Source organism: Vibrio sp. Vb1729 (genome assembly GCF_033338655.1).
Classification (GTDB): domain Bacteria; phylum Pseudomonadota; class Gammaproteobacteria; order Enterobacterales; family Vibrionaceae; genus Vibrio; species Vibrio alginolyticus.
The window spans coordinates 186,892-209,196 of sequence record NZ_JAWOTB010000022.1; the positions used below are offsets into that span (position 1 = coordinate 186,892).

A 22,305-nucleotide genomic window follows, 5' to 3' on the forward strand; every position below is an offset into this window, starting at 1 on the left:
CTCACCCCTTGTAATATAAGGGCATTATCGCCGTGTAATGATGGACTATTGCCCTGCCACTCTGGCATAAAATTGCAGGAATGATGTATGCAACACAACAGCCTCGTTGCCCGATATGCTCGTGGTAACCTCGTCGTCCAGATCCTTGTCGGTATCGTCTTTGGTATTTTGCTCGCGACAATTTCTCCAAGCCATGCCGAAAGCGCGGGATTAATTGGTAGCCTTTTTGTCGGCGCGCTTAAAGCGATCGCGCCAATTCTTGTGTTTATTTTGGTTGCCGCTTCAATTGCAAACCAAAAGAAAAACCAACACACTTACATGCGCCCAATCGTTGTACTGTACCTGATGGGTACATTCTTCGCGGCGCTATCAGCAGTGGTTCTAAGCTTCCTTTTCCCGACCAATTTAACGCTTGTCACCGGCGCTGAAGGTGCAACGCCTCCTCAAGGTATTGCTGAAATTCTACGCACACTGTTGTTTAAACTGGTCGACAACCCAGTAAATGCACTAGTAGAAGCAAACTACATCGGCATTCTTGCTTGGGGTGTGGGTCTGGGTCTTGCACTACACCACGCATCGGCAACAACGAAGGCCGTATTTGAAGATCTAAGCCACAGTGTGTCTCACATTGTGCGCTTTATCATTCGTCTTGCACCATTTGGTATCTTTGGCTTGGTTGCTTCAACGTTTGCGACAACGGGCTTTAGCGCACTAGCAAGCTACGCACACCTTCTGGCGGTTCTTCTTGGCGCAATGATGATCATCGCACTCGTTGTAAACCCAGCGATCGTGTTCGTTAAAACCAAACAAAACCCTTACCCACTTGTATTCCGTTGTCTACGTGAAAGTGGTGTAACTGCGTTCTTCACTCGTTCAAGTGCGGCGAATATTCCAGTAAACATGGCACTATGTGAGAAGCTAAAACTGGACGAGGATACATACTCAGTATCTATCCCTCTAGGTGCGACCATCAACATGGCTGGTGCTGCAATCACTATCACGACGCTAACGCTTGCAGCTGTGCACACTATGGGTATCGAAGTTGATCTACTGACTGCGCTACTTCTAAGTATTGTAGCTGCGGTTTCTGCATGCGGCGCATCAGGTGTTGCAGGTGGCTCTCTACTACTTATCCCACTTGCGTGTGGCCTGTTTGGTATCTCAAACGACGTAGCAATGCAGGTTGTAGCGGTTGGCTTCATTATCGGTGTGATTCAAGACTCTGCTGAAACTGCGCTAAACAGCTCAACAGACGTTGTCTTTACGGCAGCAGTTTGTAAATCAGAGCAGCAAAAAGCTCAGTAAGACTGACAGAACAAATAGAAAGGGGAGCCGATGATGGCTCCCCTTTTTTGTTTAATTGCGCTCAATTATGCGGTGACCAGAGCCACTTCTTCAATCGGGAAGTGTTTGCTTGGTTCAACAAACTCTTGCTGCGCCGCGATAGTTTGCAGCTCCCATTCGCCTGCATGATACGTTGCACTTAACACCCCGTAGCACGCGTCATGACAATGTTGGAAAGCTTGTTTAGGAGACCAGCCTTTTAAGAGTCCCGCGGTAAAAATAGCTGAAATAAGATCGCCCACGCCAACAGGTTGTTTAGCAAACTCAAATTGAGGACGCTTCGCAAGGTAAATACCTTCTTGCGTAGCCAATAGCATGTTAAAGCTGCCATTTTCTAGGCAGTAAAGGTGCTTAACTAGCACCACTTTTGGACCTTTCTCTAGCGCACGTTGGCATGCGGTGATCGCATCGTCTAGTGAGTGGATTTCCATCTCAGCAAATTGACTTAGCTCGAATTGGTTCGGAACGATCACGTCCGCCATTGGCATCAAACGCGTTAGAAGATTTTCAGCAATGCCCGGAGCCACAATGCAGCCTTTGTCTGGCGCGCCCATCACAGGGTCGCAAACGTAAAGTGCGTTCGGGTTCGCTTGCTTCACTTTCGTCACGGTATCTTCAACAGCAAGGCACTGCTCTGCGCTACCTTGGTAGCCCGTCAATACCGCTTGGCACTTTTCCAGCGTGCCGATGTTACCAAGTCCACGAACTAACTCGCTGATGTCTTCAGCCGCAAACGCTCGCCCAGTCCAGCCTTCTTGATACTGCGTGTGGTTAGAAAATTGAACGGTATGAATCGGCCATACTTCGAAACCCATGCGTTGCATTGGGAAAACAGCACTGCTGTTACCAGCATGACCAAAAGAAACATGAGATTGTATAGAGAGGATACCTTGCATAGTACCTTACCTCTTATTGTAGTTATCGATAGTTCAAAGACAGCGGCAAGCGCCAGTTTTGCGAAACCAGTAGTGTATCCGACAAACCAAGATTCTCTAACTCAATTCTCCTCAATATCTTCAGAGTAAGTTGGAGCGCTGGTTTTCAACACCATCTTCTTAATTTCCATTTTGTCTTTATTCAGTGCGATTTCTAGGGTATCTCCTTCCCTTATCCCGAGCTGAGCCAGGATTACGCTTGGAATGACTACGGCGGTGTCGTCACCGATTTTAACAGGTTGACTTATCATCTTTCGTCCTCCAAATGTCGAAAATGAGTTTTCACGTCATTGGATGTCTAGCCTCAAAGACATTAAGCTGACTTGGATTTGGCGTAACATTTTAAAGACAAAAGAAAAGCCTCAATCTTGAGGCTTCTGGATAAGATAGGTTATGGCTGAAGGAAGTTTTGAGTGAAATCGAGCGCATCTTTAGAGAGTTTTTTTTCGTTAGGCGATGTGCTTGCCTGGTCTTCTGCTGTTACCGTTGTCATCTTAGGCTGAAAATCTAGTGTTGATGTCTCCTCCCAAGCTTCGGAGACGTCTTTATTCTCATCATTCAACACCGCATTGAGCTCCTCTTCCGCAGGAAAATACGCTTCGCGTTTGTACACTTTGTTAAGGGCTCGAATAATAGAGTGCTTTCTCACCATTCCTGAGGCCAGCTTTCTTTGCAACGGCTTCGCTATGGACTGCAATCCAACGACAACATCAACACCAATATTGGTTGCCACTTCATCACGCAACGTACGTGCAGGTTGGTAGCCCATATTAGCAGCAAGAAACAGCCAAACGTAAGCAATTGCATTACCCGTTTTACCTTTATCCTTCCACGCTTCGCCAGCATGATACATCGCTTTAGCACTGCCACCTTCCGCGGCCCGTTCCAGCCAGTAGCAACCTTTAACCATGCTTTTTTCTGTACCAATGCCATTTAGGTAACATAAGCCGACTTGGATTTTGCCATCCGCACTGTCTTTTTCCGCCGCTTTCATAAACCAGTAAAGCGCATCTGCACTGCGTCCTGCACTATTATCTGGTGAAAGCTGCCATTCCCCCATATAAATCATGGCATCAATGCAGCCTTCTTCGGCGGCAGTTTCAATCAGTTGGTTACCTTTTGGGATATTTTTTTCAGTTCCTCGACCAAAGACCAAGGCCTTGCCCGTCGAAAATTTCGCTTCGGTATCCCCTTCCATTCCCGCAATTGCGGTACGCCAGAAGTTTGCCTGCTCTTTTAAAATCACATCTTCGCGCATGCGTTCACTTAAGCGAACAATGCCGTACATCCCCGTCACATTGTCCAATTTAGCTGCTTTATCATACCAATACAGCGCTTGACGAATGTTGTCCTTTTCGGCTTCTTTCGCTAGAAATAAAATGGTGGGGATATGCCCGGTTTCTGCTTTGAACTCTCGCTCTTTACGCTCTTGCTCTCGCGCTTTATGCATCGCCTTTCGATAAGCGGCTTCGCGAGCTTTCCTCTCTGCCTCGAGTCTCTGTTTCCGCATCGACAACGAGATCATCCACACAAATATCAGGACGAGTGAAAGGCCAGTTGCCGCAATGGCAATGCCCATACTACTCATAAATAGCCTCTTTTGGTTTCAGGGCCCAATTTAACTCCCTTTCAGGGAAATCTTATGATTACGCGCCGACATAACGCCGACTACCTTCATTATATAACGACCACTTAGCGAAAATCTGAAGCTGCGAAGACTTAATGGCGGTATTTTATTCAACATCACTGCAACTTATTTTTAAAAGAAAAATATAGCCCTCATTTTTATAGAACTTAATCACGGTTTTGGGGCTGAGACATTCTCATCCCCTATCATCCCCCCTTACTCATCCCATAAAAATTTACATTTTAATGATGTGCAGAATCTCTCACTATGCGCCTGTTTTATTATTTAATTTGTGAACAAAATCGACTGTGACAGAAAATTTGCACCTGTAAAAAACTTAACAGCCTGCTCTCACATTTTGCTGATGATTCAGTGTATTAGCATCTAATTGAACATTTCCTTTTTTGGCATCTGCCTTTCTAGCGTGTGCAAAACCTTCTTGATGATTGAGTCAGCGAAGGCAGCGCGCAGCTCAATATCAATTCAATAACAATGGATTTGTAAACGTGGACAATAAGACATTTAAATTATCAACAATTGCCAAAACCGTACTGCCTTTGATTTCCGTCGCGGTAATCAGCGGTTGTGGTAGTGATAGCACGAACGAAGATACGACGAACCCTGGCTCAGGCTTGTACCCTGCGGGAGAGAACGAAGTCGTCATTTATTACAAACGTGATGTAGCATCAGCTTCAACAGCAAGCGACTACGAAGGTTGGGGCTTGCACCTATGGAACGGTGAGGGCTGTACCAGCACAGATTTAGACGCAATGGGCATTCCGGGAACAGGAACGGATTGGTCTGCGCCACACCCATTCGATGGCATCAACGACACCTACGGTGCTTACTACGTACTGAAAATAAACCCAGACGCCTCTGACCCACACGAATGCATGAACTTCATTCTGCACAAAGGTGATGAGAAAGCGTTCGGCAGCGCAAACTCAAAAGTAGAGTTGACGAAAATCGGCGAATCGAAAGGTTTGTTTGGCTTCCACGGCAGCAGTGAACTTTACTACGAGCCAATAGAAGAGCGCCCTGTTGATATTGATGGTCAAAAAGCCCATTGGTTAGACGCCAACACCATTGCATGGGAAGCGGCGACCAGTGCGGATTCCATGAAGCTGTTCTACAGCCTTAGCAATGACATCAAAATGGATGAAGATAAGCAAATCTCTGGTGGTACAGCGGTTGAGCTGACAAAAGCTGGTGAGTTGTCTGATGGTCTGAAATCACGCTTCCGTCACCTTGCTAGCCTTCAAGCTGCGGGTATCGATGTCGATGACGCGACCTTGCGTACGATCCTGAAGTCACAAATCGTTATGGTGGCTTACAACGCAAATGGTGACGTCATTTCTGCAACTGAAGTGCAAAAACCGGGCGTTTTGGATGCGGTGTTTGCCGATTCCAAGGCAGGTAACGCGATCGGTCAAGAACTCGGTGCGATTGTGGAAGGCGGTGCCGCAACCTTCAAACTATGGGCACCAACTGCCCAAGATGTTGATCTGATAATCTACGATGAAAACTTAGCAGAAGAAGCGACCGTTGCCATGACGGAAGACCCAGCAACAGGTATCTGGGTTTCTGAGGCACAAAGCAACGTTGTCAACAAATACTATCGCTACCAAGTTAAGGTATACCACCCAACAACTGGCGTCGTTGAAACGCGTTTGGTAACAGACCCATATTCAATGAGCTTGTCTAAGAACTCACGATACTCGCAAGTGGTTGATTTAGATGATCCAAGCTTAATGCCTCAAGATTGGAAAAACTACGCACGCCCAACAGTTAAAAAAGACGAAGACCACGTCCTTTACGAGTCACACATTCGTGATTTCAGCTTTAACGACAGCAAAGGCACACCAAGTCTTGATGGCAAATATCTGGCGCTTACAGAACCTGAGCGTGAGTCTGTATCTCACTTACAAGCTTTAAAAGATGCTGGCCTAACAACGCTACATATCTTGCCAGCATTTGATATTGCAACCGTGGATGAAGACGCTGACAAGCGAGTCGATATCACCGACACCGTGGGTAAACTTTGTGGCATCAAGCCAGAAGCCTCCATTTGTGAGACCGAAGATGACGGCAAAGTAATTGAAGAGGTATTAAATAGCTACGACCCAAAAACGGGCAAAGCACAAGCGTTGATGAACGATCTTCGCATGCTAGACAGCTTCAACTGGGGTTACGACCCTTACCACTACACCGTGCCAGAAGGCAGTTATGCGACCGATCCTAACGGGTCTAAGCGTATTCTTGAGTTCCGCGAAATGGTTCAAGCGACGCATAAAATGGATCTGAAACTGGTCATGGACGTCGTGTACAACCACACAAATGCATCTGGTGTGAACGAAAAATCCGTACTGGATAAGATTGTCCCTGGGTACTACCACCGCCTAAACGTCAACACTGGCGGCGTCGAAAACTCAACCTGTTGTGATAACACCGCAACCGAGAACTTGATGATGGGTAAACTAATGGTTGACTCATTGATGGTATGGGCGGATGACTATAAAGTCGATGGTTTCCGTTTTGACCTTATGGGCCACCAGCCGAAAGATGTGATGGTTTACGCACTTGAAAAAGTCCGTGAAATTGATCCGAATACTCTGTTCTACGGCGAAGGTTGGGACTTTGGTGAAGTCGCGCAAAACGCTCGCTTCGATCAGGCGACACAAGTCAACATGGCAGGGACAGAAATCGGTACTTTCTCTGATCGTCTGCGTGACGCAGTTCGTGGCGGAAGCCCATTTGATGGCGGTGTAGATTCTGAAGGTAAGCACCCACTTCGCTTCAACCAGGGCTTTGGTAATGCTGCTTATCCTAACGAAGAAACCAAAACTGACGCAGAATCGGTGAATGGTCGTTTACACAACCAAGATCTGGTTCGTCTAGGTATGGCTGGTAACTTGGCTGATTACATCCTTCTTGATTACAAAGGCGAAACCAAACTGGGCAAGAACGTTGATTACAATGGTGCGCCTGCAGGCTACACGAAAGTGCCATCAGAGAACATCTCTTACGTGTCTAAGCACGACAACCAAACATTGTGGGATAACAACGCCTACAAGATTGCGACAGGCACTTCATCTGCCGAGCGTGCACGTATGCAGTCTGTGTCCCTATCAACGGTGATGCTTGGTCAAGGCATTCCATTTATCCACATGGGTTCTGAGCTATTGCGCTCTAAATCTATGCAGCGCGACTCGTACGATTCTGGTGACTGGTTCAACCGTGTATTCTTCGACGGAAGCGACAATAACTGGAACGTTGGTCTACCACGTGAAGACAAAGACGGTGCAAACTGGGAGTTGATCAAAACCATCGTTGGTGACAGCACGGCGAAACCAGACTCAACCGACATCGAGCTGACTAAGCAACAATTCCTAGAGCTACTAAAAATCCGTAGCACAAGCGAACTGTTCCGCCTAGATACCGCGCAAGAAGTGATGAACCGTGTTGACTTCCGCAACGTAGGGAAAGACCAAGTGGAAGGCTTGATTGTGATGTCTATCGACGATGGTACATCAGCAGGTGCCGATTTAGATTCGAACTACGATGCTGTCGTGGCCGTTGTGAACTCAACATCAACTGAGAAATCTTTCAAAGTTGCTGGCGCAACTGGTTTCGAGTTACATGAAGTTCAACAAAACTCTGCGGATGACATCGTGAAAGGTGCAAGCTTCACCAATGAAACCTTCACAGTACCAGCACTGACAACAGCGGTATTCGTGCAGCCACAAAACGGCGCGCAAGGTGCTGGCCTACCAGTAAACACGGATAACAAAGACGTATCGAGTATTCCTCCTTACGGCGAAACCGTTGTTTACGTGAAAGGCACGATGAACGAGTGGTCTGATAGCAGTGATTGGGCGATGACCTTTATTGGCAACGGTATGTACTCTGTAACTGGCGTTCTTGAAGCTGGTGAACACGAGTTCAAATTCGCGGACTCTGGTTGGGCAAATCCAAACATCGGTTGTGATGCTGCGAATATAGCTTCTGGTTCACTAGAATTAGGTTCAGAAGGTAACTGTAAGCTGTCTGTTGCTGAAACAGGTAAGTACAACTTCACTCTGAACGCGCTGCATGTTCAAGATGAAAGCGTAGAAAAACCGGTCGTGTCAGTGACCAAGTCAGCAGATGCACCAACATTCGGTGAAACAGCACTTTACTTACGTGGCACTATCACTACATGGGATGCTCCAGCACAAGACTCAACAGCGAAGTTCAGCTATGTTGCAAATGACGTTTATTCGCTAGACATTCCCCTAGCGGCGGGCAACTACGAGATGAAAGTTGCTAGCGCAGACTGGGCAGCAGACACCAACTTCGGTGGCGAAGGCAGTGTTGAGCTTGGTAAAGCGCTAACGATGGAAGTCGGTGGCGGTAGTGCAAACCTGAAAATTGCGATTGCAGAAGCAGGAAATTACAACTTCCACTTCAACGCGGCTGACAAGTCGGCGCCAATCGTGACGGTAACGAAAAACTAGTTTCATTTAAAAACATCCGTAATGAAAAAGGGGAAGCATCACGCTTCCCCTTTGTTTTGTTGGCGTCACTAAATGGTGGATACCAAAATCAAAAAGGCGTTAGTTTCCCCAAATCTGTTCAACAAACTCAGGATGATCAATGAATGGATTACGATTGCCCTGAAAATCAAACACTTGTTGATTCCGATTTCGTTCTTTTTCACTAACGGGATCATTTTTGTGCCAACGTTTCAGCATGTTTAACATCCAAGGTTCAAAAACCGTTGAACTTGAACCATCAAGGACAGCATCCGCATTGCTTGAATTGCCTTCCCAGTTACCTACAACATTTTCATAGCGGGTTGCCATGTAGAAATAAGCACGGGCGAAGTCGCCCTTAAACTCATCAATCGGCTCAAACACCGTACCGGAGTAGCCCAGACTAGTGCTTGCTTGGCCAAGTTTAGAGCCATTACTAGACACGTAGGTCGCGGTGCCCACTTCACCAAATGGCCAATTACTGCGCTTCGCGTTTACATAACCATCGGTTGCAAACAAGTGATGACCGTCTGAGTTCATCGGCTCAACCTTACCGCCAAACCAGCTTTTCGGGAAAGAGTGCTCACGGTTGTAGCAATCCCCTTCCGTTTTGTATTGGCCACATTGGTCTGTGACTTTGGTAAAGCTTACTGTATCGCTACCAGATGGCTTTTCAGAATACATATCGAGAATAGAGCCATCATTTTCGTAATAACGATCAATATCGGCATCTTTTACCAAGGTCCACACCGCAGAATAACCTCGGCTAGTGTGGTTGTTGATGATGTTAAACAGCGCCGTTTTTAGAGCGTAGCCCGTCTTACCAGATGCCGCTTGATAGTAACCATCAACCACTGGTGGGGTCGTGGTTGAGTCACCTAACGTAAAATCGGTGGTTTCACTTTTCGAGAATTCAGCGCCAGAAGCAAGAGTCTTATCTCCCTCAGTCAGCGTGTAAGACCCCGCGCCACTGCCACAACAAATGCCGTCACCATACTCATCTTGAATCGTGAATTGGTAGTTACCGTCAGCTAAGCACATGCTCTTTTCAATGGTAGTTGCTGACTCGTACCCCTGACCAGAAAACAGCTCTTCGTCTTGGTTGTTTTTTAACGTCCAGCTAGTTTCTGAACCATAGTTATCGGTTGTGAGAGTCAAGACCACTTGGTGATCACTACAACTTTCTACAGGAGGTTGTGTACTCGTCTCAGTCGGTTGAAAATTATCGACGTAGACAACTTCTGAGCCATCAAAACTGGCTTCATCGTAAAAACGCAAACCGACGTTGATGGTCTTGTTCGAGCTCGCTGTGTAGTTGTGCGCGAGCTCTTGCCACTGGTTTATCTGTTGTGGGTTCGAGTAATTGTGATAACCATCAACCACCAGACGTGCTTTTACATTTCCTTCGGTATGATAAACCGAGACAGAAAACGGATAGGTTTTCCCTTGCTCCACATTAATGGTTTGCAAAAAGTCGGTGTTGCTTTGGGTACCTGTATTCACGACGACCTGGGCAGCCAGACCACCCGATTTGATTTGCTCGCTGCTTGGCGACACTGCAATGCCAGCGTCAATCTCTGACCACTGCGTAGGTACATTGCCATTCCACTGTTCAAAGTCACCGTTGATAATTTGGCTATATGCAAACGGCGAGCTAACAGCAGCAAGGAGACAGAGGGAGTTCGTTATGGATTTCATTATACTTTTCCATTAGTTATATAAATCCCAAACACGATAAACATATTAGTGGGGCATAAGTAATCCTTCAGTCACATTTTTACGTTGCACAAGTGTTAATTTACTTTTTAATGTGCAGCTTATCTCACAAATATCCATCTGCTGAAAACAAACGCCAATACAAAAAGCGAAGCAACTTGTTGGCTACATCGTCGTAAAACCATTAAGGGAAAAGTAAAACAGACAGAAAAAAGCCAAGTGTGCGCCTATGGGGTCAGCAACAACACTTGGCTTGTTTATAAGAAAGCTTGTGGTCAGCTCAACTGGTGAGCATCAATTCTGGATAATTCCGTAAGGTTTTACCGCAAAGAATCGTCCTTGTAGTGGCGACATCAGAATCTGATATTGACCATTGCTCGGAGTAATTTTTTCTTTCGTAAGCAAATCCACCAACTCACCAGTACCAACACTCTCCTGAGTAAGAGTGACGCTTCTAGCGCTCTCTAAGGTATTTAGCGCAAACAAGACTTTGTCCGAACCAGATTGTTTCAAGTCCACATAACTGCCGTTACTCGCAACTAAATTCGTGCGTGACCCCTGATAAAGTGCAGGATGCGCATCGCGCATTGTCATCAGCGATGTCACATAAGATTTGAGATCGGCTTGGTTTGCATCAAGCGTCGCCGTCACGCCTTCAATTTTCGCACTGCTGCGCGCAACGTGATCATCGCACAAACCTTGAATGGCGCAGGTGCTGTTGTCTTCTTTTACGGCAAAACCATCCACTTGATCCCCGATTTCATCACCGTAGTACAACGTGATTGGCCCGGTGTACGCCGCTTGGAAAGCAAACGCGGCTTTATGGCGTAACCAATATTCTGCATCATTCACATCCGCTAAATTTCCGCGCTGTAACAAGTCACCAAAGCGCACTAAATCATGGTTGCCGATCATCAAATTCGGCTGCGCATGTGTTGGATATTGGTTGTGTGTGCTGTAGCCGTTGTCTAACCAATCCGCACCGCGACCACCCACGCCGCTCTCATTCACGGCCAAAGTTTCAACGAGGCGATATCGCATAGGGAAGTCAAACGCAGAGCACAATGCTGGATCGCTGTTCGATCCATACGCCTCATTCGCGATTTCAGACTCCCCTTTCCAAATCTCTGCCACCATGTAACCCAACGGATTCACTTGTTCGCCTTTGCTATTGGTGTACGTCACACTTTGTGAGGCTTCATCGACGGCTTTACGAATTTGTGTCCAAGCGTCTGTCGGAACTTGATAGGCTTGATCTAAACGCCAGCCGTCAATCTTCAGTTCTTTGATCCAATACGTTGCCACTTCTTTGTAGAAATCGAGACTGGCCGGGTAATCAACGGGATTGCTCGATCCCGATGGCAACAAACCGGAAGGAGATGGTTTGATCAAACCATCTTTGTGATGACCAAATACACCATCAAAAAACACGTATAAGCCGCGTTTGTGTGCTTCCTCGACCAAGGTTCTCGCCGTTTCTAAATCACCAAAACGTGGATCAATGGTGAAGTAATCCGTTGCAAAGTAGCCCGTGGCATCCAGACGATCGGCCCAGTGTTCTTGGCCCGCTATCGCTTCCGATTCAAAAACTGGCGTCAACCAAATCGCGTTCATCCCTAAATCTTGGATGTAATCGAGTGAATCAATCACTCCTTGCAAATCGCCGTTATGATGGCTGGTGCCATAACCTGTACCGTGACCAATGCTCGCATCACCATCCACAAAACTCTCTACCATGATTTGATAAGTACGAAGTTGGTTACTTTGCGCCATGACATTGGCTTGGCAAGCATAACTGGTATCCGGTAGCGGAGTGCTGCTATTAGTGTCGCCACCACCAGAAGAATTACACGCAGATAAAGCACCAATCACACTTAACGCAAGCAACGATCGAGACAGGCGATGGTTACGTAGGATATTACGCATTTTATTCTCCCTAACTTACTCAAATAAACTACGGAAATTTGAGTAATAAAATTAACCCCGACATGTGTTTCATGCAGGGGTTAATAAATAAAAATAGATTTTAAATAACTGAATGGAATATTATTGGCACTTATTTACCATGACATGAACAGGTTTGCCTTTTCCTTCAAACTGAAGACTCCATACATATTTACCATCTTCTTTAATATCAACCGAAGTATCCGTACCGTAACCACCAAATGTTAATGGTGTTAATTCACCAACGTTCATTCTATTACCTTTTGCGGTAAATTGTGGGAACCACAACTCGGTCGCATACTGCATTTTGTAGGAGCCTACTTTTTCTTGAACCACGGCTTGGTAGAAATTATTCCCTTTGTAGGTGTATTGACGCTGAGGCACGTGTTTCCAATCGGAATCCGCAAACGTACCCACCACAAATAGTGGTTTAGAAATAGGTCCTTTCGCTGTGCTATCTGGGTTGTCACACGCTTTCATGAAAGCAACCACTTCGTCTTGAGACATATTAACAACAGGCTCTGCGGCCGCTTCTGGTTCTGCAGTCGATTGACAACCCACTAAGGCAACAAGTAGAGCAGCAGCAAGAGAGGTCTTCATCATGTTCATTTCACGTAATTCCTTTTTAGTATATCCAAAGCAAAATAAACTCAACGGTTAAAAGAAATATTAATCGTTATTAAAATGGAAATATCAAACGCCAAATAAATATCGTCAGATTGTGAATTTAAATCACTTCGAGAAGTTTGTTTATTTCCTAAGTACAAAAAATAAATTAGGAACTGCCATTAATTATTGATCCAACCTATATAAAAAACAAAGTAATAAAAATAATTATGTGAATAAGGTAACTCTATGTAGGGGTATTTTTATTAGTTTATTTTCTATGAAAAAGGTCAGCGAAATGCTGACCTTTTTTTATCTGATTATTTTCTATTTACGGCTTTCACAAAAACTTGTTGTGCACCTTCAATACCTAGCTCTTTTGCTTCATCAAGCAAAGTGAGCGCTTTCGGAATATCATTCGCTGCGACTGCCGCTTCAATTGAGCTGTAGTAGTAGCTAGTAAGGTCCGTACCTTGGGGAATGTTGTCGTTTTTCGCAACAATCTTAGTATTCACAATATCATTCGCGGATACCGAAAAGCGGAACTGACCTAGTGGGCTATGTTTCGCTAGAGGGTCTGCAATATCTGGCGGCTGAGTGTGACGCGCCATGGCGAAGGCTTTTGCTGGGTGTAAAACTTGTGTACTTCCTTTTAGATCGGCGGAAGTAGTGTAAACCAACACATGCAGATCGTTACCTGTCATGTCTGGAATCACATTGAGATCAAGTACGAATTTATCATTGTCCAACAGTTTTGCTGGTTCGTACTTAAACTTTGAAAAATCTGCTTGGTAAATGGTTTCTCCTGCCGAGTTCATCACTGCGACATTAGGAGCATAAAATTGAAGTTCTTTACTTACGAATGTCTCTAATTTGATATCGAGACTGCCACGGTTACCTGGAAGAGCAAACGCTGCAATAGCGCCAGCACTGTTACCATCCAACAACATTTGGCTTTTATCAGTCAAAGCGAATTCAGTAACCACAGGCACGTTAAGCGGTACCCATTGAATATCACCCGATTGCGTGATCACTTGTTGCTGACCTTTTGGACTCATCTCTACTTGTTCTACAGACGCACAACCAGTAGCCAACATGCCCAGCAGTACGGGAGCAAGCCATTTTTTCATTACTGTCTACCTCGACTCTTTATTGTTTTTTAAATAAATACAGCCAGATAAGTTCTGGCTGTATCATTCTAGGACAATTTAGGACTTAGTGGTTAGATGATTACCACCAAGCTTCAGCTTGTACACCGAACTGGAACGTATCGTCTGAACGACCGTTGTCAAATGTGTTTGAGTTGTCTTCTTTGTCAGCCGTTAGGTAAGAAGCGTAAACACGGATTTCAGGACGAGCCCAGAAGCTAGAGCCAGCAGACCATGCTTGAGCAACAGTTAGCTTACCGTATTTGTTTTCTTCGCCGTCGTTATCGTCGATAGCGTAACCAGCTTCGAAAATAGTTTTGTGGTTGTCATCCCATTTGTACATTGGACGAACAACAACAGACATTGTTTCCCACTTGTCTTGGCCAGCCCACATGTCTTCACCAACACCGTACACTAGCTGGTGACCCATTTCCCAGCTGTCGCCCATGCCGATTACACCCCAGTTGATTAGGCGGTAACCAGATGCACCGTTGTCAGCTTCTGCGCCGTACCAGCTACCGTCGCCGTAGAATGCCATTGTTTTTGAGTAACCTTCAGTACCGTACTGAAGCACTGTTTTGTTGAAACCAGCGTCTAGACCTTGAGTCAATTCTGCTGTGAACATTACGCCGTTTTTCGCATCTTTAGTGCCGTTTGGCGCAGCGTCAGTTTCGTTAAGAATTGCGTAGTTCAAGCCCATTTCTAGAGAGCCGTTGTCCCATAGAGGAAGACCTGCGTAACGTACGTCTAGAGTGTTTACGTTTGTTGCGCCGCCATCGTTGCCTGGGTCTGCGATATCGCCGCGGTCGTTACGAACCCAAGCGAAAGAAACTTTACCAGGACCAGCTTCGATACCTTCAACACCAGCGCCCGCGCCAGAGATGTTCCAGTAGTAGAAGTCAGAGATATGAATGTCGTGACGTTGGTAGTAGCGTTTACCTGCCCAAAGCGTTGCTTCAGGAGCAAAGTTTAGTAGGCCTTTAGCTTGAACGTTGAACTGACGTAGTGCGAATTGTGCATCGTCTACACATTTCACTTCGCCGTTATCCAAACCACAGTTAGCAGAAGTGCTTTCCCAGTCGTTTGAACCGTTAGAAGTCATTGCAACCATAGAGTCTACGTAGAACGTTTTGCCGTTGTTGTTGTAAACTTCTTTACCTAGTTGAATCTCGCCGTAGATATCGCTTTCATTACCTAGACGACCGATCTTGTTCTTTTCGAATGTTAATTGTTGACCACCGTCAGCGTTCACGCCAACGCCAGCACGCATGTAACCGTGGAAATCCACTGCGAATGCAGAACCAGCAGCTAAAGTTGCAGCTACAGCAGCAGCAATTGCACTTACTTTTTTCATTCTTAACTCCATTAAGGGTATTTATAATTCTGTCTTCCCTGCTCACTCTTTTAGGTGAATATAGGCAGTAAAAACACACCTAAAGAAAGAGAGGTAAGATGGGAACGAATCCCCGTTTGTTTCAACAGTTGTGAGATTACCCGAGGCGTACAAGGATGACTTCCTCCGCCCTAAACTAATTTAAGGGGGATGAGAAGGGAGTAGAAAATTTACCGAATGGTGTTTTTTCGAGTCAGATCACCAATCTAGGGAGGAATTAGTAAGTTTGTTCGGTTTTGAGCCGCTACAAAGTGATAGCCATTTCATATTTTTGACTCTAAGCCGTCACATAAAGTAATTAAATTACACGAATATTTTTATATTTAGGGTGGTTGACCTTAGTAAGACAAAGTTTTTAACTTATAGTTTCCTAAAGGTAGCAATAAATATTAAATAAAGTATCTCCGATGACACGACTTCTCTCTCGCCCCTACCCCCTGGGCGCAACATTGAATAAAGAAGGCTGTAACTTCTCTATTCATGCTCCGGGCGTAAAAGACATTCAACTGGCATTGTTTGCAAACGATGGCAGCTACGAGCTTCACGGTTTACCGAATGAATACGCTGGCATACGTCATACTTTTATTCCAGATATTAAGCCGGGGCAAAAATACGGTTACCTTGTCTCCCACAAGGACGAGCCACTGTTAATTTCTGATCCGTACGCAAAATCAATAGATAAAGCCCTCCACTATCACCCTCCCTACTCTCCAGCCAAAAGTTTCGATATGCCGAAGTGCGTCGTTATCGAAGATGATTTTGACTGGCAAAACACGGATCACCCGCGTATACCCAGAGAAGAGATGGTATTGTTTGAGACGCACGTCAAAGGGCTTACCCAACGCCACCCAGAGGTTGAGGACAAGCTGAAGGGGCGCTATTTAGGTCTTGCATCACCTGAAATGCTGGCCTTTTACAAACAGCAAAACATCAACACGCTGCAATTGCTACCTGTCGCAGCATGCATGCATGAGCCTCATCTACTAGAGATGGAAAAGGTCAATTATTGGGGATACAACCCTTATCTCTTTATGGTGCCCGATCCGCGCTACGCAGAACAAGACGCCGTTACGGAATTAAAAACAACAATTCGCGAATTGCATAAAAACGGCATTGAGGTGATTCTCGACGTGGTTTACAACCACACTGCTGAAGGTGGTGAAGGGCCTACAATCTTCAACCTGAAGGCCCTCGATTCCCGTTTTTACATCAAACATGGCAACCACTTCGCCAATTACACCGGCTGCGGAAATACAGTGGATCTCACCTACCAACCAGCCTTAAACCTTGTGATGGATACATTGCGCTACTGGGTTAGCGAATTTAAAGTCGATGGCTTCCGTTTTGACTTGGCTGCAACGTTAGGTCGACAGGGCGATGATTACAACCCAGAAGCAGCTTTCTTTAAAGCCGTTGCGCAAGACCCAATTTTGCGTGAAACCAAATTGATTGCCGAGCCTTGGGATATTGGTCCAAATGGCTACCAAGTGGGTAACTTTCCATTTGGTTGGAACGAATGTAATGACAAACTGCGTGATATTTCCCGCAGTTTTTGGCGCGGTGATCAAGGCTATTTAAAAGAGTTTGCCACTCGATTAATGGGCTCTCGTGACATTTATAGTGCAGCGAACTGGCCATACAAACTCACCGTAAATTACATCACGTATCACGATGGCTTCACACTGCAAGATTTAGTGTCTTACAAGCACAAACATAACGAAGCCAATGGCGAAGAAAATCGCGACGGTCACGGTGACAATCGTTCAGAAAACTACGGTGTTGAAGGCGAGACGGAAAATCTGATGATTATCGCCACGCGTGAAAAGCAAAAACGCAACCTTATTGCTAGCTTGCTGTTTGCCTTCGGTATCCCACACATTCTCACTGCTGATGTTCTGTCTCACACCCAAGGCGGTAACAATAATGCCTATTGCCAAGATAACGAAACCAGTTGGCTGAACTGGGAAGAGACAGAACGTAAGCAACATTTCAAAGCATGGATGTCACAAATGGTCGCCAACCGAAATCAATACATGGTGCCATTTATCCGAGCTTTCAGTGGCGAGAATCGCAATAACAACCGTATTTTCTGGCACCGTACAGACGGTCGCTTAATGGAGCACGATGATTGGAACCGTTTAAGCTCTGTCGCACTTCACCTTGGTATCGGTAAAGAAGGGCAAGAGCTGGTCTACCTCATCAACCAAACTAACGCCACAGCTCGCTTTAAGCTCCCCAATGAGCGAAAGCAAGAATGGGTGACGATCTGTGATACAAACGTACGTAATCTCAACCCAGGACATGCTGAAGGCGAAGTCTTGCTGTCACCCACCTCGATGGTGATTTTGCACTATCAACCAAACCAAAGCACACCAAAAGGTGAGCAAACGCATAGCTAAGTTATAAACGCTCCAAAAAAGGAAAGCCGATGCATCTCAGTGCTTCGGCTTTTTTGTTGGTTAGATGTGCCTAACTCATTATTCGCAAGGCGGCGCTAGGTGAATCAAAGCTAACCCACCCAGTGACGTCTCGCGGTATTTCTTGTTCATGTCCTTGCCCGTTTGGTACATGGTTTCAATCACCTTATCCAACGAGATCAAACATTTACTATTACGCTTTAGTGCCATGCGAGATGCATTGATCGCTTTCATTGCACCCATTGCATTACGCTCAATACACGGTACTTGCACTAAGCCACCAATTGGGTCACAAGTCATGCCTAGTGAGTGCTCCATGGCGATCTCGGCCGCAATACAAATTTGTTCATTGCTGCCACCACGTAGCGCGGTCAAGCCAGCTGCCGCCATAGAAGAAGAAACACCGACTTCGCCCTGACAACCCACTTCGGCACCCGAGATAGACGCATTAGTTTTGTACAAAATGCCAATCGCACCGGATACAGCAAGGAAGTCTTTAAGCTGTTTGGTATCGAGCTCTTTGATGAAGCGATGGTAGTACATCAATACCGCCGGAATTACACCCGCCGCACCATTAGTTGGCGACGTTACGACTTGTCCACCAGCCGCGTTTTCTTCACTCACAGCAAAAGCAAACAGGTTAATCCAATCCATGATTTCCATTGGATCGTTTTCGATTGCTGCATTTGCTTCAAGCTTCTTCAGCAAGTTAGGCGCACGGCGGGTCACATTCAAGCCGCCATCCAAGATGCCCTCTGTTTCGAAACCACGCTCCATGCAACGCGTCATCACACGCCAGATCTGTTCTGCGCGTTGATTGATGGCTTCCATTTCCTGAAACGCTTGTTCGTTTTTCAGAATCATACCGCCGAGGCTCATGCCGTTCTTCTCTGCCTGTGCCAACATTTCGTCCGCACTGGAGAATGGAAACTCAACTTCTACGGGAGCAGTCGCACTGCCATTTTGCAGTTCATCCGCCGTTGCGATGAAACCACCACCGATTGAGTAGTAAGTTTCAAACCCAACCTGATTGCCGTGCGCATCTAACGCAGTAATCGTCATGCCATTCTCATGCAGAGGAAGGTTCTCTTCATGGAACAACATGTCCGTTTTGTAGTTGAATTCGATTTCATGACGGCCATCGACAGACATCATGCCCTCTTCAATCGCCTTGCGCATCGCTTTATTCGCAGAAGCGATTTTGATGGTATCTGGTTTGTTACCCAACAGACCCAAAATCGTTGCGCGGTCAGTATGGTGACCAATCCCCGTTAACGAGAGTGAGCCGTATAAATCGACTTGAATACGAACCACTTTTGCCAAGTTCGATTCAATCAAACGAGTGAAGTGGTAACCCGCGATCATTGGACCATTGGTGTGAGAGCTAGAAGGGCCCACACCAATCTTGTAAATATCAAAGATGGACAGCATAAACTTACCTATTACGACAATGCAGCATAAAGCCAATCAGGGAGAACCATACAAGCGGCGATGGTCGCCACAGCGAACACCAATAGCCCGTAATGGCTTGCGGTTGGCTTTGCAAAAAGATGTTTTTGATTATTGATAAAAATTTGTTGCTCGGCAGTCACAGCGCCCCAACGACGGCTTACTAACACACCAAACAAAAGGAAGACAAACGTACCAATTGGCGCGAACCACGGCCAAGCCACGTCGAGATACATTGCAGTAAACACCGCAATCACACTCATGATACTGCCAACGATCACGCCTTTCTCATTGGCTTTTGCCCAGAATAAGCCAAGCACGAATGACCCAAGACGGATACCAACAAAGATGGAAGTCAGGCTAGCGATGGTTTTGAGTACCGATTCATTCGATACCGCCAGAAGAGCTGGCACTACCACCATAGCCGCAGCGAGCAAACTCATCTTTCTTGCGACTTTTTCGTAGTGCTCATCATCGGCACTTTTGCGAACGAAACGCTTGTAGATATCGAACGTTGCGACAGTCGCAATTGAGTTGTAGGTCGAATCCAAGGTCGACATTGCGGCCGCCGCCAACGCGGAAATGATCAAACCAACGACGATTGGGTTAGTGTGGTTGAAGACGAAATCCAAAATCACTTCATTGCTGTTTTCAAACGATTGATCTTGATAGAAAACACTCAAAAGAACACCGAGTACCGCGAAGAACAAGTACACGAAAAACGCACCGTAACCACACAACAGCATCGACTTCTGCGCCGTCTTTTCACATCTCGTCGCTAACGTGCGTTGGATGATCAATTGGTTGGTGCCGTACACACTCAAATGCAAAAAGCTCACGGCAACCACGCCAGCCCAGAGTGTGGTATCCACGCCCAAATCAAAGTCTAAGTTGATGATATTCAGGTGATCACGAGAAAGGTAATCTGCCGCATTAATCTCTGTCATTAGAATGGCAAAGATAGCGATGCTGCCTGCCACCAATACTGCAGATTGCAACATATCGGTCCAGATAACCGTGGAAATCCCGCCCGCATAGGTATAGCAAGCGGTGAAAATACTGATGTAGATGATGGCTTCAGAAATACTGATAGGCAGAACTTGCACTAAGATCAGCGCCACGGCATACAAAATCACACCCGCAGAGATACATTGAACCACAATGAACACAATCGAGTTGATGGTTCTTGCATACACCCCAAACCGGTGCTCAAGGTATTCATAAATCGAAGTCAGACCCAGCTTATAGAAGACAGGCACAAAGAAAATGACGGTGAAAAAGATAACGATGGGATAGTTAAGGTGAATACTCATCGCTTCCATACCAGAGCTATAAACCCAACCTGGCATCCCTACAAACGTCATCGCACTAATGTAAGTCGCAAGTATCGAAACACCTGCCGTAAACCAGCCAAATTGCTTTCCACCCGTAGAAAAGTCGCCACCATTGCTGTAGCGCTTATTCACTAAATAGCTGATTAATATGGTGATTAACACGTATAACGCAATCACCACAAAACTTGAGTACGTAACCATTTCAGGGTTTCCATAATTCTGGGTGCTAATTATTTGTGCTTGGATATTACTTTAAAAAAGCATATCTAAACGATAATCCCGCCATAACTGTGACTATAATCACCAATATAGACGGTTATATATTCAAAAATGCCAAAAAGACCGATTTAATGAGACTCCCATCACTAAAAACCACTAATTGGGTACGCATTCATTTTAAAATTGATATTGATCACGGATCTAATGACCTTAAAAAAACTATGATTCACCACGACACGAAATCGAAGATGATCACAATAAGATCGTGTTCTTTAAGTTTGAATAGCAACAAATCCTAAGTGAAATAGAGGTTTATCGGTCATGAATGCCAAAAGACACATGAGCGAAGTTCCTATGATTCAAAGGGTAGCTGCCTATCTAGCGATACTGGTTGGTTACTTTTTCTATTGTTATAACTTTGTAATTATTGACTACGTACGCCCATACATCGTTGAAGCGTATGATGGTATTAGCCTGTCAGACACTGCCCAGTTCTATACATGGCAGTCGGTTGGTGCACTTATCGGTGCATTGAGCTGTGCTTGGTTCGCAACAAAATTTGGTAAGAAATCCACTCTTATTACCATCACAGCCCTGAACGGTGGCGCAACGATCATCAATATGATGTTCACCGACTACACAACATGGGCAGCAATGCGTTTCATCATTGGTTTATCACTGGGTGGTTACTTCACCGTGGCAGTAAGCTTGATGATCGGCCTATTTACGCCAACGGTACGTGGTAAGTTGACGGCATTCGCGTCTTCTATGTTCTCTGTAGCACTGATGGTAATGGGTGCGTATGCAGCATTTATTGCAAGTATTGATGCACCATGGGAAAGCCTAATGCTTGTAGGTGGTATCCCACCATTGGCAGCGGCTGTTGTCATGATCTTTGTACTACCTAGCGACAGCAAAGTGATCGCTTACGGTGAAGAAGAGCAAGCAAAAGCGGAAGAATCAGATGCACCAGCGAAAAAAGGCTCTTGGGGCGAAATGCTAAGCAAGCCTTACCGTAAGATCACACTAACGTGTCTATTACTGGCTGGCCTTAACTTCTACGGTTTCCAATTCTTTGGTGGCTTCGTAACCACATACCTACGTGATGTACGTATGTTCGACGGTGCAACCATCGGTCTCATCTTCTCTATCTCAGCATTTGGTTCACTGTTTGGTGCGTGGTTCTGGGGTTGGGTAGCTGACAAATTCGGTCGTAAGGTGAACGCATTTGGCTTCATCCTAGCGGGCATCATGGTTTCAATCTTCTTTGTTGCACCTGGCGACATGGTGATTGGCGGCCTAAACATGCTGGCTCTACTTGGTCTGATTTACAACTTCGGTCTGTCTTCTTCAGCGGTATGGGGTGGTTACTTCTCAGAATTGTTCCCAGCACACCTTCGTAGCTACGGCGCGGCGCTATTCCACGGCGGTCGTATCCTTGGTATGTGGGCACCAATGGTACTTATCTTCATCCAAGAACGTACCGACCTACAAACCGCAATGTGGGGTTCACCAATCGTATGGATCCTTGCTGGTCTTCTATGGCTATCACTGCCAGAGACACTAAAAGGCGGCGTGTTCGATAAGAGCAAAAAAGCCGAAGCAGCAAAAGCGTAACTGAATTTCAAAAACTCCGGCTGGCTCCCCGGCCGGATGAAA

General features: G+C 45.8%; 14 protein-coding genes. 4 read left to right on the forward strand and 10 right to left on the reverse strand.

The annotated features are described in order from the left end of the window. The first annotated feature begins 87 nt into the window (after nucleotides 1-87). On the forward strand, nucleotides 88-1,305 hold the full coding sequence (sstT, locus tag R7E29_RS12140; RefSeq protein ID WP_005374821.1) for a serine/threonine transporter SstT: 1,218 nt from the start codon (nucleotides 88-90) through the stop codon (nucleotides 1,303-1,305). 65 nt (nucleotides 1,306-1,370) lie between these two features. On the opposite strand, the gene pdxY is transcribed toward sstT, so the two are convergent. The 3 genes from pdxY to R7E29_RS12155 form a co-directional block, all read right to left on the reverse strand. Beyond that, nucleotides 1,371-2,240, reverse strand: coding sequence for a pyridoxal kinase PdxY (pdxY, locus tag R7E29_RS12145; RefSeq protein WP_053303912.1), 870 nt, complete (start codon nucleotides 2,238-2,240; stop codon nucleotides 1,371-1,373). Between the two features lie 101 nt (nucleotides 2,241-2,341). After that, on the reverse strand, nucleotides 2,342-2,530 hold the full coding sequence (locus R7E29_RS12150) for an AbrB/MazE/SpoVT family DNA-binding domain-containing protein (RefSeq protein ID WP_017634469.1): 189 nt from the start codon (nucleotides 2,528-2,530) through the stop codon (nucleotides 2,342-2,344). 140 nt (nucleotides 2,531-2,670) lie between these two features. Next, on the reverse strand, nucleotides 2,671-3,867 hold the full coding sequence (locus R7E29_RS12155) for a tetratricopeptide repeat protein (RefSeq protein WP_054576570.1): 1,197 nt from the start codon (nucleotides 3,865-3,867) through the stop codon (nucleotides 2,671-2,673). Nucleotides 3,868-4,412: 545 nt separating this feature from the next. On the opposite strand from R7E29_RS12155, the gene pulA reads away from it, so the two are divergent. Next, nucleotides 4,413-8,402: a pullulanase-type alpha-1,6-glucosidase gene (gene pulA / locus R7E29_RS12160; RefSeq protein WP_170889943.1), complete on the forward strand. Its 3,990-nt coding sequence runs from the start codon at nucleotides 4,413-4,415 to the stop codon at nucleotides 8,400-8,402. A gap of 99 nt (nucleotides 8,403-8,501) precedes the next feature. On the opposite strand, the gene R7E29_RS12165 is transcribed toward pulA, so the two are convergent. From R7E29_RS12165 to R7E29_RS12185, 5 genes are all read right to left on the reverse strand, one after another. After that, nucleotides 8,502-10,118, reverse strand: a complete 1,617-nt coding sequence (locus R7E29_RS12165) for an endonuclease (RefSeq protein WP_005374792.1) — start codon at nucleotides 10,116-10,118, stop codon at nucleotides 8,502-8,504. 312 nt (nucleotides 10,119-10,430) lie between these two features. Then, nucleotides 10,431-12,062 carry an alpha-amylase family glycosyl hydrolase gene (locus tag R7E29_RS12170; RefSeq protein ID WP_005374790.1) on the reverse strand — a complete coding sequence of 544 codons (1,632 nt, stop codon included), beginning with the start codon at nucleotides 12,060-12,062 and terminating at the stop codon, nucleotides 10,431-10,433. Nucleotides 12,063-12,182: 120 nt separating this feature from the next. After that, a complete protein-coding gene (locus R7E29_RS12175; protein WP_005374788.1) occupies nucleotides 12,183-12,689 on the reverse strand; it encodes a hypothetical protein in 507 nt (168 codons plus the stop codon). 317 nt (nucleotides 12,690-13,006) lie between these two features. Next, entirely contained in the window at nucleotides 13,007-13,816 is an 810-nt protein-coding gene (locus R7E29_RS12180) for a MalM family protein (protein ID WP_005374786.1), read from the reverse strand. 100 nt (nucleotides 13,817-13,916) lie between these two features. Next, entirely contained in the window at nucleotides 13,917-15,188 is a 1,272-nt protein-coding gene (locus R7E29_RS12185; RefSeq protein ID WP_005374784.1) for a maltoporin, read from the reverse strand. A gap of 446 nt (nucleotides 15,189-15,634) precedes the next feature. Here R7E29_RS12185 and glgX point away from each other — a divergent pair, with 446 nt between their 5' ends. Further along, the gene (glgX, locus tag R7E29_RS12190) at nucleotides 15,635-17,626 is read left to right on the forward strand and encodes a glycogen debranching protein GlgX (protein ID WP_171342429.1); all 1,992 of its coding nucleotides are present in this window, start codon (nucleotides 15,635-15,637) and stop codon (nucleotides 17,624-17,626) included. Between the two features lie 78 nt (nucleotides 17,627-17,704). On the opposite strand, the gene R7E29_RS12195 is transcribed toward glgX, so the two are convergent. Beyond that, nucleotides 17,705-19,075 (reverse strand): L-serine ammonia-lyase, encoded by a 1,371-nt coding sequence (locus R7E29_RS12195; RefSeq protein WP_005374779.1) that lies wholly within the window; start codon nucleotides 19,073-19,075, stop codon nucleotides 17,705-17,707. A gap of 11 nt (nucleotides 19,076-19,086) precedes the next feature. After that, nucleotides 19,087-20,628 (reverse strand): sodium:solute symporter, encoded by a 1,542-nt coding sequence (locus R7E29_RS12200; RefSeq protein ID WP_158173274.1) that lies wholly within the window; start codon nucleotides 20,626-20,628, stop codon nucleotides 19,087-19,089. A gap of 339 nt (nucleotides 20,629-20,967) precedes the next feature. Between R7E29_RS12200 and R7E29_RS12205 the strand changes: the two genes are divergently transcribed. Then, entirely contained in the window at nucleotides 20,968-22,263 is a 1,296-nt protein-coding gene (locus tag R7E29_RS12205) for an MFS transporter (RefSeq protein ID WP_005374774.1), read from the forward strand. Nucleotides 22,264-22,305: the final 42 nt, after the last annotated feature.